Below are 13,888 nucleotides of genomic sequence, written 5' to 3'. Positions count from 1 at the left end.
TCCCCTTCTCCCAGCCGGGAGACATTACGGGAAAATTCCCACTTTGGCCGGTCCAGTTTCCAGGGAGAAGGTCACCTAATACTAAGGCAGATAATACGAAAGTTCGGCACACCTGACAAACAAACAGACTTGTTTGTTTGTAATTAGCCTGCCACTCTTCAACACCACGGGAGAAACGGAATGAAACCCCGCGGCCGTAGGAAAACACAGCAGGAGCGTACCGCTGACACAACGCTCAAGCTGCTCAACGCGACTATCGCTCTGCTGCATGACCGTGGGCTCTACCGCATGTCGACGTCCGACATCGCAGAGGCTGCTGGAGTGTCGCGAGGTGCATTGACGCATCACTTCAGCTCGAAAGAGGAAATCATCGCGGCGGCAGTATCCCATCAACTGCGCAATGCGACGGCCGGCCTTCACAAGATGGCCGAGGGGATACGTCAGTCTGGAGGGACGTCCGACGAGATCGTCGACTACCTGTGGCGGATGATGAAGGACCGCCTGTTCTACGTGACAATGGAGTATTTGCCTGAGGCAAGGCACAATGCAGAGTTTCGCACGGCTATCATTCCGGTCGTCAAGGAATTTCATGCAGGTCTCAATTCCGTATGGGCGGAGCTCGCCGGGCAGGTTGGCGTCGAGGTCGAGCATGCGCTCGTCCTGATGAATGCGACGATGTGCCTGATCCGCGGGATGATCGCTCAATCCGCCACGAGAGACGATCCGGCTTACTTCGATGCGCTGCTCGATTTCTGGAAAGAGCAAATGCGCCGTGAGTTCATGCTGAAGAATGATGAATTCCCCGCAGGTGCGGGCGAACCGAAGCAGAGCCTGGCTGCCCTTGAGATCTCGGCGGCGAGGTTACGGCATCAGGGAGCGACGAAAGGGCGATAAACGTGCATGCACACGCGAAGACACCCATGGTAGCAACCCACGATACATCTACATATCCCTTGGCCGTTGAAAGGGTTCGTCTGGCTTTCGGAGGACTGAAGGCGTTGGATGGGGCGTCGTTCCATGTCGAGCCAGGGGTGGTGACCGGACTGATCGGGCCCAACGGTGCCGGAAAGACGACGATGTTCAACGTCATATCCGGCCTTTACAGGGCAAATTCCGGATCCATTAGATTCATGGGCCATTCCATTGAGCGCTTGAGCCCTCATAAGATCACCCGGCTCGGGCTTGTTCGAACGTTTCAGATTGCGCGCGGCTTTCCCAAGCTCACCGTCTTTGAGCACCTGATGGTCTATGGTGCGCAACAGCCTGGCGAAGGCATCGGTACCGCCCTGGCCGGATCGGCGAGCGCGCGACAGCGTGAGGCGGAATTAGCGGAGAAGGCCTTGTCCATCGCTGCGCGCCTGCGGCTGTCCCACGTCATTGACAACAAGGTGACAGCTCTCTCTGGGGGGCAGAAGAAGCTCTTGGAGATTGGGCGAGTCCTGATGGCCGAGCCTCGCATGATCCTGTTTGACGAGCCGGCAGCCGGCGTGAACCCCACGCTCGCGGAGGAAATCGGCGACCATTTGCTCGCGCTCGTGTCCGAGGGCATGACGGTGCTGCTCATTGAGCACGACATGGCGCTGATCGAGCGCATCTGCAAGCGTGTCATCGTGATGGCGCAGGGCCGGACGCTCGCTGAAGGAACCTTCGACGAAGTGCGCGAAAACCGCGAAGTTCAGGATGCGTACCTTGGAGGACGCAGATGAGATTGCTGGATGTCGAAGGTATCGTTGGCGGCTATGCCTCAGCCGAGCATATCGTAAAGGATGTGGCCCTGAGCGCGGATACGGGCGAGGTCGTCACCATCATCGGGCCAAATGGCGCCGGCAAGTCGACCGCGCTGAAGCTGATCTCCGGATTGCTGTCCCCGTCGCAGGGAAGAGTTTTGATCGGCGGTGAGGACATCACGGGTCAGTCGCCGCAGGCCATCGCAAAGGCGGGCCTCGGCTTCGTGCCTCAGGAGCGCAATGTCTTCGGTTCGCTCACAGTCGCGGAGAACCTCGAAGTAAGCTGCCTCTTCGAGCGCAGCGCGGCAAAAAAGCGGATGGAAGAGGCTTATGCACGATTTCCAATGCTGTTCGACAAACGACGTATCTCGGCCAAGAGTCTGTCAGGCGGACAGCGTCAAATCCTGGCCATGGCGATGGCTCTCATGGGCAAGCCCCGCGCACTTCTGCTCGACGAGCCTACTGCGGGTCTCAGCCCGAAGGCAGCGCACGAGCTCTTCGAATACATCCGCAGCATCGCCAAAGAAGGCATAGCGATCCTCATGGTTGAGCAGAATGCGCTTGAGTCTCTCGAGGTCTCCGACCGCGCCTATGTGCTCGTCGATGGGCGAAATCACCTCGATGGGCCAGCCGAAACCGTCGCTAACGACCCCGATATCCGCCGTCTTTTCCTGGGCGGACGCGCTACCAAACCGACCGGGGTGGACCAGCAGGCCAATCCCCCGCGGCACTGAAGAGGACAGTATCATGACAGATATCACGCGCAGACATATTCTCGGCACTGGCATTGCCTTTGCCAGCACAGTGGCAATGCCGGCGATCTTGCGGGCCCAGACAGGTCCCATCAAGCTCGGAACGCTGACCCCGCTCACCGGCTCGGGAGGCTCCTATGGCCCGGCCATGGCGGATACTGTGAAGAAGGCCGCTGACGATATCAACAAGGCAGGCGGCATTCTCGGACGTCAACTGCTCATCATCTCGGAAGACGATCAGACCAGCCCTGAAGCGGGTCTGCGCGCCGCCCGCAAGCTCATCGATATCGACAAGGTCTCCGCCATCATCGGCACCTGGGCCTCCGCGGTTACCACGGCGGTTGTGCCGGTGTGTTCGCAGTCCGGCGTGTTCCTCTCAACTGTTTCCGGTGCCGAGCCGATCACTCTCCTCCCCCACCAGGGTTTTCTGATCCGGACGCAGCCGACCACGACCCTGCAAGGAACTAAGTTTGGAGAGTTTGCCCTCGGCGCCAACGCCAAGACAGTGGCGTTCGTCTCGCCGCAGACGCCCTTCACCGAGTCGCAATATGCGGCACTGACCAAGACCGTCACAGCGGCTGGCGGAAAGACCACCTCACTGATCTACGACGACAAGAAGACGACCCTGCGCACCGAGGTCGATCAGGTGCTGCGCGGCAAGCCTGATGCGATCGTGATGGGCGGCTATACCAACGATACTGCCGTGCTCGTCCGCGATCTCTACCGCGCCAACTATCGCGGCAGCCTGTTCGGCTTCGGTTATTCCGTGAACAAGCAGCTTGTGGACGCGCTTCCGGCAGATGTGAGCGAAGGCATCTACACCCTGTCTCCGTCTCCTGCCGAAGGCAGCAACGCCTACAAGAACGTGGCGCGCCTCCTCGGCGTCGACTCGCCCGATACGTATAGTTGCCAAGTCTACGACCACCTCAACCTGATCGCCATGGCCATGGCGGTTGGCAAGGGTGACACCGGCACCATTATCAAGGACAACGTGCGCAAGGTATCGCAAGGCGGCGGTGAGCGCGTCGAAACCGCAGTCGATGGGCTCAAGCTGATCGCCGACGGCAAGAAGGTCGACTATGACGGCGCTTCCGGCCCCTGCGACTTCACCGACATCGGCGACATCACCGATGCTAAGTTCCGCTACGAGCAGGTCAAGGGCGGTAAGATCATCCTGCTGAAGATTGCGTGATGTTCGACGCGGTCCTTCAAGCTCTTGTCAATGGCGTGATCGCCGGAGCGCTCCTGGCGATTCCGGCGCTCGGCTTCAGCGCCATCTTCGCGGTGTTGCGGTTCCCGAATTTCGCGATTGGTGCGTTGGCCACGGCCGGCGCATACATCGCCTGGATCGCGAACGTCAACTTCGGTCTTCCCATCGTCGCGGCGATTGTCATTGCCTTCGTGAGCGCGGCGATCTTCGGGGCAGCGCTTGAGTACGGTGCGCTGGAGCGTCTTGGACGGGGCGGAGCGCTGATGAAAGCCATCGGGTCGCTTGCCATGGCGATGGTGATCGAGAACATAGTTCGCTTTTTCTTTGGCAACGATTTGCGGGCGTTCGACCTTCCATTGGCCCGCGATCTTGTCTTCGGCCCGATCCGGATCGGGCCGCAGCAGATCACCAACTTCATCTTCGCTCTTGCCATCATGGTTGCGATCTGGGCCTTTCTGTCGTTCTCGTCGCTCGGACGCTCAATGCGGGCGGTTGCGGACAATTCCGACCTGGCGCGGTTGAAAGGCATCAACCCTCGCTTGATCGCGCTGGTCACCGTCGCGGTCGGCAGCGGCTTATGCGGCGTCGGGGGCACGCTCATCGGCTTGGATACGTCCATCGATCCTCTTCTGGGAGGACGCGTGCTCCTTTCGGTATTCGCGGCCGCGGTTCTGGGCGGCCTCGGAAGCATTCCCGGCGCTGTGGCGGGTGCCTTTGTCATCGGTATGGTAGAAGAGATCACGGTGCTTGCGCTGGCTCCCGCGTACCGCCTCGCCGTCGGCTTCATCGTCATCCTTGTGGTGCTCGTGATCCGGCCTTCAGGTCTCCTCGGTAGCAAGGCGGGCTGACAACATGCTGACCTATATCCTGTTCATGCTCGTCGTCGGCTCGATCTATGCGCTGTTGGCGCAGAGCCTGATGCTGTCCTGGGGACTGGCGGGGCTCGTCAATCTCGGCCTTGCCGGGTTCTTTGCGGTCGGCGCCTATGCTTCGGCCATGCTCACCACATGGGAACAAGCACCGATCCTGGTCGGCGTTTTCGCAGCTGTGCTGGCTGGAGGCTTCGCAGGCCTGCTGGTGTGCTTCTCGACCCTTCGCCTGCGGGACGACTATCTCGCGATCGTGACGCTCGGCTTTGCCGAGATCGTGCGGATCGTGGCCTCAAACGAAGTCTGGCTCACCGGAGGCACTGATGGCATCTCCGGCGTTCCGGTGATGATCGCCCGTGACACGGGAATCTGGTTCCATCTCGGGACCCTGTTGATCACCGTCGCGGCCGTTATCCTAGTCTACGTGCTTCAGCGCAGGCTCCTCGCGTCTCCTTGGGGACGGGCGTTGCGTGCTGTCCGGGAGGACCAAACCGTTGCCTCGGTAGCAGGCAAAAGCATCGTGCGCTTCAAGGCTCAAGCCTTCTCCCTCGCGGCTGCGATCGCAGGTCTGGCGGGTGCCCTCTACGGCCACTACACGAGCTACGTCGCGCCGGATCAATTCCAGCCACTGATCACGATCTATATTTTCCTTGCGGTCACAGCCGGTGGAAACGCTCGCCCGGCGGGTGCAGTGCTCGGTGCCTATCTTCTCGTCGCCTTTCTTGAGGCGACACGTTTTCTGGCCGAAATCGCTCCTGGCGTAACGGCCCTGCAAGCCGCCGCCCTTCGCGAGATCGCCGTCGGTATCGGATTGGTTTTCGTGCTGACCTTGCGTCCCGACGGCCTTCTTCCCGAACGTTCACAGAAAGCTCCTGCCTCATGAACAACCAATTGCTTCAGGCCTACCTCTCCGTCACCGACGCAATCGCGCAGGACGCCTCGCCTGAGGCGGCATACCGTGCCGTCGAAAGGGCCATCTACGACCTGATAGGCCACGGTCTCTTCACCATCCTCGTGCGTTGCGAGGGCGGTGAGGAGGTCGAGAGGGTCTACTCGTCCCAGCCGGAAGCCTACCCTGTGCAAGGCCGCAAGCGCATGGGGCCGACGCCCTGGGGTGATCTCGTGCTGACGCGCAAGCAGACCTTCCTCGGTCGCGACAAAGAAGCGATCCGCTGGGCTTTCCCCGACCATGAGCTGATCGAGAGCCTCGGGCTCGGCTGCGTCATCAACGTGTCCGTGCAGGAAGGCGGGGAGATCCTCGGAACCCTGAACGTTCTGGATGAGGAGGGGGCCTATTCGAGCGAGGATCAGGTTGCCATCGTGCGCTCCTTCACACCGTTGCTCATTTCCGCCCTGACGAAAGCCCGCAAGTAAAAGCCATTGCTCATAGGAGACATGCATTGTCCGCAATCCTGTTCAAGAACGCCAGCGTCCTCGACGGACGGAGAAACGAAGCTCTTGCAGATCAAAACGTTCTCGTGGAGGACGGCGAGATCCGGGAGGTGTCTGATGGCCCTATCACAGCTTCGTCCGCCCGCGTGATCGACCTCGCCGGCAAGACCTTGATGCCCGGCCTGATCGATTGCCACGTTCACGTCATCGCCACCGTCGCCAATCTCGGCGCCAACGCCGAGTTGCCGAACACGCTGGTGGCGCTGCGCTCCGCCAAGATCATGCGCGAGATGCTGATGCGCGGCTTCACCACCGTCCGCGATCTGGGCGGCGCCGATCATGGCCTCGTCATGGCGATCGAGGAGGGGCTTATTGAGGCTCCACGCCTCGTCATCTGCGGCAAGGCCCTTTCGCAAACCGGCGGCCACACCGATTACCGCGGCCGGTACCACGCCCGCAACGTTGACTACTACGCGGATAAGGCCGGTAGCCTCGGGCGGGTCGTCGATGGTGTGGACGATGTCCGTCGGGCTGCCCGCGAGGAGATTAAGGCCGGGGCCCAGTTCATCAAGATCATGGCCAATGGCGGTGTGTCGTCGCCGACAGATCCGATCGCATTCCTCGGCTTGTCCGCGGACGAGATTCGAGCGGCGGTCGAGGAAGCGCGCAACGCGCAAACCTATGTTGCCGCCCATCTTTACACGGACGAGGCCATCCGCAGGGCGGTGGAGCTCGGGGTGGAGTCCATCGAGCACGGCAACCTGATCTCGGCCGAAACGGCGCGGCTCGCGAAGGAAAGAGGCGCTTACGTGGTGCCAACCAATGTGACGTTTGATTATCTTGCCAAGGAAGGCGCCTCCTTCGGCCTGCCGCCGGAGTCGGTCGCCAAGATCGAGGACGTGCGCAGCCAGGGCCTTGCTGCACTTCAAACGCTGCACGATGCAGGTGTCATGATGGCCTACGGCTCGGATCTTCTCGGCGAGATGCACCAGCATCAATCCGATGAGTTTATCCTGCGCGGTGAGGTGCTGCCTGCGATTGAGGTCATCCGCTCCGCTACGATCAACGCTGCCAGGGTCGTCAAGCAAGAGGGAAAGCTCGGTGTGGTCGAGGCCGGCGCCCATGCGGATCTGATCGTCGTCGACGGCGATCCCTTGAAGGATCTGTCAGTTCTGACTGGTCAAGGGCGGCGCATGCCGGCGATCATGAGGGCAGGGCGCTTCGTCAAGGATGAGCTGGCAACCTGATCGACGGAGCCTGCCGATCCGGTCGGACGACCCGTCCGGCCGGTTGGGCTTGGATAACCCTAGGGCCTAGGGCCTCGTGCCCGGCCCCTTCTGCAATGCGCCTCGCCCGGTAAAGTCGTTCCTTAGTGCCCGCAATATAGGAGAACCCGAGATGCGACTTACCGATTTCAAGGTTCTGACCTTCGACTGTTACGGAACTCTGATCGACTGGGAAAGCGGGATGGTCGAAGCCCTGAAGCCCCTCACCAGCACAATAGATCGGCCTCTCACACGGAACGAAATTCTGGAGGCTCATGCGCGCCATGAGTCGTCGCAGCAGCGACAGACGCCGTCAATGCTCTACCGGGATCTCTTGAGTGTTGTCTACAAACGCCTCGCCGAGGAATGGGGCGTCCCTGCCTCCCACGAGCAATGCGTCGCGTATGGCCGCTCCGTTCGTAACTGGCCCGCTTTCCCGGACTCCGCCGAAGCGCTCCAGTATCTCAAAAAGCATTACAAGCTTGCAATCCTATCGAATGTCGACAACGAGACATTCGACCACAGCAACTGGCGGCTTAAGGTAGAATTCGATGCCATCTTCACTGCGGAGGACATCGGATCGTACAAGCCGAACCTGCGGAATTTCGAGTATATGCTCGAAAAGCTTCAGGGCATGGGGCTTGCTAGAACCGACATCCTTCATACAGCGGAAAGCCTGTTCCACGATCACAAGCCGGCCAACAACATGGGGCTGGCATCATGTTGGATTTACCGGCGCAAGCAGGAGACGGGCTTCGGAGCCACTATGGATCCGGGCGAAACGCCGAGTTACGACTTTCAGTTCACGAGCATGGCCGAATTGGCAAAGGCGCATCAGGAGCAGGTCAGCTAATGTCAAAGCCAGCAACCCGATTGACCCCTGAGAACGGAGATGGGAACGTTCCTGCCAGACACGTGCCGGGAGAGCACTGCCGGTGTCGGATGTACCTGCGGTTCCGCCTCGGATCTCCGACCAACGCTCCCGGATGCCGGCCGCATCGAAACGCAGTCACTCCAGCGAGAACGAGCTAACACCTAGAGCACCAGAAAGGGAACCCACATGACCCACACCCGCCGGCAATTCGTAGGCACGATTGGCGCTGCTACGGCGCTGATTGGCGCCCCGTCCATCCTTCGTGCGCAGGCCCAGGGCACATTCCGGATCGGAGCGCTCTGCCCGGTCACAGGATCCGGCAGCCCATTTGGTTCCGGTATGCAGAAGATGATCATCGCGGCAGCCGAGGCGGTGAATGCCGCCGGCGGCGCCGCCGGGCGCAAGATCGAGACCATTTCCGAAGATACCCAGACGAGCCCTCAGGCGGCAGTGCTGGCGGCGAAGAAGCTCATCGACGTCAACAAGGTTCAGGCGGTTCTCGGAACCTGGTCGTCCGGAGTTTCGCTCGCAGTAGTCCCGTTGACCAATGACGCCAACATCATCCTCATGAACACGTCCGGCGCGCCGGCACTCTCCGTTCCTCCCGCAAACGCCAAGGGATTGTCCTATCGGTTCCAAGCAACCAACGACCGCTTCGGTCGCGCATTTGCGGAGATCTGCGAAAGGGAAGGGTTCAGGCGGCCCGCGACGATGGCCTTCAACAATGCGTCCGGTGTCGGCAACACGGAAGGCTTCCGCAAAGCCTGGGAGGCCAAGGGGCACAAGGTCGTCGAAAGCGTCGTGTACGAGCCAAACCAGCCAACCTATCGCTCAGAGCTGCAAAAAGTCCTGGCAGCGAACCCTGATGTGATCGTCACGGGCTCATACCTGGCTGACACCACGATCATCATGCGTGAGTGGTATCAGAGCGGCCAGCCGGTCAAGTGGGTCATGCCGGGTTGGGCCGCCAGCCCTGAGCTGGTGAAGGCGGTCGGCCCTGACGTCGTCGAGGGGATTATATCGGTCGACTCAGTCTCGAACGAGAATGCTCTGTCCTACAAGGCCTATGATGAAGCCTACCGGAAGGCGACGGGACAGCCGGGGCAGTCGAACGTCTATGCGGCCATGACCTGGGATATGGTGCATGCCCTGGCACTGGCAATCGAGGCGGCCAATGGCACGGACATGGCTGCCATTAACGCCAAGATCCGTGAGGTCTCCAACCCTGCCGGGCAGCAGGTTTATACCTATGCGGAGGCCAAGGAGGCGCTGAAAAAGGGCAAGATCAACTTCGAGGGTGCCTCGTCGGTGCTGGATTTCGATCAATACGGCGATGTGACGCCCGACTTCGGCGTCTTCTTCATCGAGGGCGGTCAGCTCAACCGCCGCTATGTCGTCAAGATCTAGCGGCCGCTTCCCACGCCCGGCTCGGTGGATCGAGCCGGGTGCAGCCATGGTCCCTCCGCAGAGAGGACCTCGTTTGTAGGTTGTCCATGTTCTATGCCCAGCTCCTTGTGAACGGTTTAGTCCAGGGCCTCGTCATCGGCTTGGCAGCCCTGTCGATCACGCTCGTGTTCGGCATCGCCCGGTTCCCGAATGCGGCCACCGGCGACTTCATGACCTTCGGTGCCTACTCGGCGCTATCCGCTCATAAAGTGACCGGATCAATCGCGATGGGAGGCTTGGCCGCCATCATCGCGACCGGCGTGATCTCCCTCTTGGCCTACCTGGCCGTGTTCCGTCGCCTGGCCGAGCGATCCGTGGTCGCGCTGCTGGTGGCGTCGATCGGCATCGCCTTTTTTATCCGGGCGGTCCTGGGCGTTGCCTTCGGGCACAGCCAACAGGTCTTTCAGGTCCCACTGTCGCGTCCCTACGTATTCGGCAGTGTCAGGATTACGCCCCTTGACCTGCAATTGGCTCTCGTGGCTCTCGCGGCTCTCGCGCTCGTCTTTGCAATCCTGTACCTGACACCCATTGGACGTCAGATGCGGGCCGTCGCGGACAACCGGGACCTTGCGCGGGTTTCCGGCATTCGGCCAGATCGCGTGATGATCGCGCTCTGGCTGCTTGCGGGGAGCGTGGCGGGTATCGCCGGCATGATGCTGGGGATCAAGACAATCGTCACTCCGGAATTCGGCTGGGAGATGCTGCTCCCCGCCTTCACGGCAGGCATCTTAGGCGGCATCGGGTCCCCCGTTGGCGCCGTTGTCGCCGGTCTGATCCTGGGCGTGGTGCAGGAGGTTTCAACCCCGTTCGTCGGCTTCACCTACAAGATCGCCTTAGCCTTCATCATCATGCTGGCCGTGCTTCTCGTACGGCCGCGGGGCCTGTTCGGTCGGCTGGAAGGAGCACGCTGATGGAAGCCTACTTCATCGCGATCGGCATCATTGCCCTCATCTATGTGATCCTGAGCCTGGGCCTGACGCTGCAATATGGCCTGACAGGCTTGATCAACTTCGGGCACGTCGGCTTCTTTGCGATCGGGGCCTATACCAGTGCCCTGCTAGCCCTTAAGGGCGTGCCATTGGTTCTCAGTTTCGCGGCCGCTGCCGCCCTGGCCGGTCTCGCCGCCTGGCCGCTCGGCCTCGTGTCGCTTCGGCTGCGGGACGATTATTTCGCGATCGTCACGCTCGGGTTCTCCGAAGTGGTCAGGATCGTCATCACGAGTGAGGGGTGGCTGACAAACGGCGTTCAGGGCCTCCCCGGCATCCCGCGGCTTTACGAAGGCTTGGGGGGATCTGCGGCGCAGTTGGCCGTCTTGGTCACGGTCTTGGCCGTAACCCTCGTGGGGACATGGATCATCCGTCGCATCGCGGGCTCGCCGTTCGGGCGCCTCATCGAAGCCATCCGCGACAACGAAGAGGCCGTGCAGGCACTCGGAAAGGATCCGGCCCGGTTCAAGATCCAGGTGCTTGTAGTCGGTGCCGCGCTCGCCGGGATCGCGGGCGCATTCTACGCCCACTACATCACCTATATCGTCCCCGATCAGTTCATCCCGCTTGTGACGTTCTACGTCTGGATGGCGATCATCATGGGCGGCGTCGGGCGCGTCTCCGGTGCGATCGTGGGTACCGCCATCCTGATGCTGTTCCTGGAGGGTTCGCGATTCCTGCGCGACATCGTTCCCGGAGTTTCCGAAGTCGACATGGCCTCAGTGCGCATCGGGGCCGTCGGTCTGCTTTTGGTGTTGTTCATCATGTATCGCCCGCAGGGTCTCATGGGGGATTATACGAAGCGATGAGCCTTGAGATCCATGACATCAGCAAAGCCTTCGGAGGCTTCCGCGCCCTCGACGGCGTCCGCCTGACCATCGAGACCGGCAGCCTGTTCGGCATCATTGGTCCTAACGGGGCCGGGAAATCGACCCTGTTCTCGGTCGTGTCGGGTTTCGCTCGCGCCGATGAGGGGCAGATCCGGTTGGATGGACAGTCCCTCGACAGCCTGTCGCCTCCGGCGCGTGCGCGTGCCGGGATGGTTCGGACATTCCAGGTGCCACGCGAGTTCCGGCATCTGACCGTTCGTGAGAACCTGATGGCGGCAGCGCCGAAGCAGACGGGGGAAAGCCTGTTGGGCCTGTTCTTTCGTCCGGGCCGGGTGCGTGAGGAGGAGGGAGCGATCGCTGAACGTGTCAATGAGACGATCCGCTTTCTTAAACTGAGTGCAGTGGCGGATCAGCCCTCCGGAAAGCTATCGGGAGGTCAGAAGAAGCTGCTGGAACTCGGCCGGGCGCTGATGGTCGAGCCGCGACTGATCCTGCTGGACGAACCCTTCGCCGGCGTGAACCCGGTGCTGATCGGCGAAATCATGGAGCGGATTACGGAACTTAACACGCGCGGCATTGGCTTTGTCATCATCGAGCACGACCTCGAGGCCCTGACCCGGCTCGTGCCACAGCTCGCGGTCATGGATCGGGGCAAAGTCCTTGCGCAGGGTGCACCGCAGGCGGTGCTCGACGATGCGCTCGTCCGAGAAGCGTATCTGGGAGGTGTCTCGTGACACTGCTGGAGATCGAGGAGGTTCGCGGTGGGTATGCCGAGGTGGATATTATCAACGGCATTTCGCTGACGCTGCAAAAAGGAGAGATCCTGACTGTTGCCGGAACGAACGGCGCCGGAAAATCAACGCTCGCAAAGGCTATTGTCGGACTTTTGCCCCGCGTGCAGGGCCGTATCATGTTTGAGGGCGCGGACTTGGCGCCGCTTCCGACCGAGGCTCGCATCGCCCGCGGCATTGGCTATGTGCCCCAGGTTGCCAACGTGTTCGGATCCCTGAGCATACTTGAAAACCTGCAAGTGGTCGTTGGGGTAAAAGATCAAGGTCAGCGGATTGCTGAATTGTTTGAGGTGTTCCCGCTCCTGGGCCAGCGTAAGAGGACGCGGGCGGGCAGTCTCTCCGGCGGCGAACGTCAGCAGCTGGCATTTGCACGCGCGCTGATGACGCGCCCCCGCCTGATGATCCTCGACGAACCCACGGCGGCCCTTGCGCCGGCGAAGGTCGCGGACGCCTTCGAACTGATCCACCGTCTGCCAAACCTCGGTGTTTCGGTGCTCGTGGTCGAGCAGCGGGCCCGCCAGTCGCTTGCGATTTCAGACCGAGGCTGCATCTTGGATGGTGGACAGGTTGCTCTTGCTGGCGACGCGGCGAGCTTGCTGGCAGACGATCGAGCAGCCGAGCTCTATCTGGGACGAGCTACACGTGGATGAAGAACAGGACTGGCTAGGCCCGCGCGTCTCGGATCAGGGTAACGCATCGGCTCATATGCCGAATTTGTCGCGCCCTCGCTGTCAAGCCAGGAACTCAATCACCGTCGAGGCAAAGGCTTCTGGCTGCTCAATATTCGAGATATGGGCCGCATCAAAGATTACCGCCTTGGAATTTCTGATCGATGATGCGATCAACTGACCATCCGCCGGTTTAGTTGCTGGATCACGCGAGCCGATGATAACCAGAACCGAGTTGGTGATGCTGCGGATTGCCGTCCGTTGATCCATGTCGCGGATGGCTGAGCAACATCCCGTATATCCCTCAATTGGTGTCCGCAGGATCATAGCGCGCATACGATCCATGGTGGCAGGCGCAGCTTGTCGGAAGTGCTCAGGAAACCAGCGTTCAATCGTCGGCTCGACGAGCGCTCTCATTCCACCTCGTCGTGCTGTTTCAATACGCCCGTTCCACAGTTCGACTGGTCCCATGTAGGCAGCCGTGTTGGCGAGCACCGCTTTGTCGATGCGCTCTGGAGCATGTGTCAGCATCCACATGCCAATCATTCCACCGAGAGACAGCCCGCACCAGTGCGCTGTCTTGATCCCGAGCGCGTCCATGACGCCGATGGCGTCCCGGCCGAGTTGTTCTATGGAATACGGTTCTGCCGAGACGACACTGCTGCCATGGCCGCGCTGATCGTAGCGGACTACACGAAACCGCTGGGACCAGACCGACACCTGATCGTCCCACATGGAGAGGTCGGAGCTGAGCGAATTTGAAAGAAGAAGAACCGGCGCGGTCGCAGGTCCATCAAGTTTCACGGAAAAATCATCCCCATTTACGCGGATAACTGCCATGATTGCATCTCCCTTGGTTTATGTTTGATGGATCACGAGTGAGACGAGCGCATCGGGCGCTAGCCAGCATATGCTGGCTAGGCAGCGTCTAGTTCAAGACCCGAGTGGTCGGACTCGCCCCAGTTAAGGGTATCTGCACCGACCCACCCAGCCAAAACCCTCGGTTCTGTTGCAACTCCTGACATAGGTCGAGCGGAGGCCAGACAAGGACGCTGGTTACGCGGCTGCGTCGAACAGG

General features: G+C 60.8%; 15 protein-coding genes. 14 read left to right on the top strand and 1 reads right to left on the bottom strand.

Annotated elements, in window-relative coordinates; genetic code table 11:
- Positions 1 to 180: 180 nt before the first annotated feature.
- The 14 genes from IC232_RS31405 to IC232_RS31340 all read left to right on the top strand — a co-directional run bounded on the left by IC232_RS31405 (position 181) and on the right by IC232_RS31340 (position 12,792).
- Positions 181 to 894, top strand: coding sequence for a TetR/AcrR family transcriptional regulator (locus tag IC232_RS31405; RefSeq protein ID WP_190848877.1), 714 nt, complete (start codon positions 181 to 183; stop codon positions 892 to 894).
- Positions 895 to 920: 26 nt separating this feature from the next.
- Positions 921 to 1,706 (top strand): ABC transporter ATP-binding protein, encoded by a 786-nt coding sequence (locus IC232_RS31400; protein ID WP_190848876.1) that lies wholly within the window; start codon positions 921 to 923, stop codon positions 1,704 to 1,706.
- Positions 1,703 to 2,461, top strand: a complete 759-nt coding sequence (locus tag IC232_RS31395; RefSeq protein ID WP_190848875.1) for an ABC transporter ATP-binding protein — start codon at positions 1,703 to 1,705, stop codon at positions 2,459 to 2,461. Before IC232_RS31400 ends, IC232_RS31395 begins: the two co-directional genes overlap by 4 nt.
- 13 nt (positions 2,462 to 2,474) lie before the next feature.
- Positions 2,475 to 3,671 carry an ABC transporter substrate-binding protein gene (locus tag IC232_RS31390; RefSeq protein ID WP_190848874.1) on the top strand — a complete coding sequence of 399 codons (1,197 nt, stop codon included), beginning with the start codon at positions 2,475 to 2,477 and terminating at the stop codon, positions 3,669 to 3,671.
- Positions 3,671 to 4,537, top strand: a complete 867-nt coding sequence (locus IC232_RS31385) for a branched-chain amino acid ABC transporter permease (protein WP_190848873.1) — start codon at positions 3,671 to 3,673, stop codon at positions 4,535 to 4,537. The genes IC232_RS31390 and IC232_RS31385 overlap by 1 nt, the downstream gene beginning before the upstream one ends.
- A 4-nt stretch (positions 4,538 to 4,541) precedes the next feature.
- Positions 4,542 to 5,441, top strand: coding sequence for a branched-chain amino acid ABC transporter permease (locus tag IC232_RS31380; protein WP_190848872.1), 900 nt, complete (start codon positions 4,542 to 4,544; stop codon positions 5,439 to 5,441).
- Positions 5,438 to 5,932, top strand: coding sequence for a GAF domain-containing protein (locus IC232_RS31375; protein ID WP_246812520.1), 495 nt, complete (start codon positions 5,438 to 5,440; stop codon positions 5,930 to 5,932). The genes IC232_RS31380 and IC232_RS31375 overlap by 4 nt, the downstream gene beginning before the upstream one ends.
- A 26-nt stretch (positions 5,933 to 5,958) precedes the next feature.
- Positions 5,959 to 7,197, top strand: a complete 1,239-nt coding sequence (locus IC232_RS31370; protein WP_190848871.1) for a metal-dependent hydrolase family protein — start codon at positions 5,959 to 5,961, stop codon at positions 7,195 to 7,197.
- A gap of 151 nt (positions 7,198 to 7,348) precedes the next feature.
- Positions 7,349 to 8,068: a haloacid dehalogenase type II gene (locus IC232_RS31365; protein ID WP_190848870.1), complete on the top strand. Its 720-nt coding sequence runs from the start codon at positions 7,349 to 7,351 to the stop codon at positions 8,066 to 8,068.
- 207 nt (positions 8,069 to 8,275) lie between these two features.
- Positions 8,276 to 9,496, top strand: coding sequence for an ABC transporter substrate-binding protein (locus tag IC232_RS31360; protein WP_190848869.1), 1,221 nt, complete (start codon positions 8,276 to 8,278; stop codon positions 9,494 to 9,496).
- Positions 9,497 to 9,582: 86 nt separating this feature from the next.
- Positions 9,583 to 10,446, top strand: a complete 864-nt coding sequence (locus tag IC232_RS31355; protein ID WP_190848868.1) for a branched-chain amino acid ABC transporter permease — start codon at positions 9,583 to 9,585, stop codon at positions 10,444 to 10,446.
- Positions 10,446 to 11,330: a branched-chain amino acid ABC transporter permease gene (locus IC232_RS31350; RefSeq protein ID WP_190848867.1), complete on the top strand. Its 885-nt coding sequence runs from the start codon at positions 10,446 to 10,448 to the stop codon at positions 11,328 to 11,330. Before IC232_RS31355 ends, IC232_RS31350 begins: the two co-directional genes overlap by 1 nt.
- Complete coding sequence (locus tag IC232_RS31345) at positions 11,327 to 12,085, top strand: ABC transporter ATP-binding protein (protein WP_190848866.1); 759 nt, start codon at positions 11,327 to 11,329, stop codon at positions 12,083 to 12,085. Before IC232_RS31350 ends, IC232_RS31345 begins: the two co-directional genes overlap by 4 nt.
- The gene (locus IC232_RS31340) at positions 12,082 to 12,792 is read left to right on the top strand and encodes an ABC transporter ATP-binding protein (RefSeq protein WP_190848865.1); all 711 of its coding nucleotides are present in this window, start codon (positions 12,082 to 12,084) and stop codon (positions 12,790 to 12,792) included. Before IC232_RS31345 ends, IC232_RS31340 begins: the two co-directional genes overlap by 4 nt.
- Before the next feature lie 81 nt (positions 12,793 to 12,873).
- On the opposite strand, the gene pcaD is transcribed toward IC232_RS31340, so the two are convergent.
- The gene (gene pcaD / locus IC232_RS31335) at positions 12,874 to 13,650 is read right to left on the bottom strand and encodes a 3-oxoadipate enol-lactonase (protein WP_190848864.1); all 777 of its coding nucleotides are present in this window, start codon (positions 13,648 to 13,650) and stop codon (positions 12,874 to 12,876) included.
- Between the last annotated feature and the right edge of the window lie 238 nt (positions 13,651 to 13,888).

This window comes from Microvirga sp. (assembly GCF_014699075.1).
Classification (GTDB): domain Bacteria; phylum Pseudomonadota; class Alphaproteobacteria; order Rhizobiales; family Beijerinckiaceae; genus Microvirga.
This window is presented reverse-complemented; position numbering and strand designations above follow the sequence as displayed.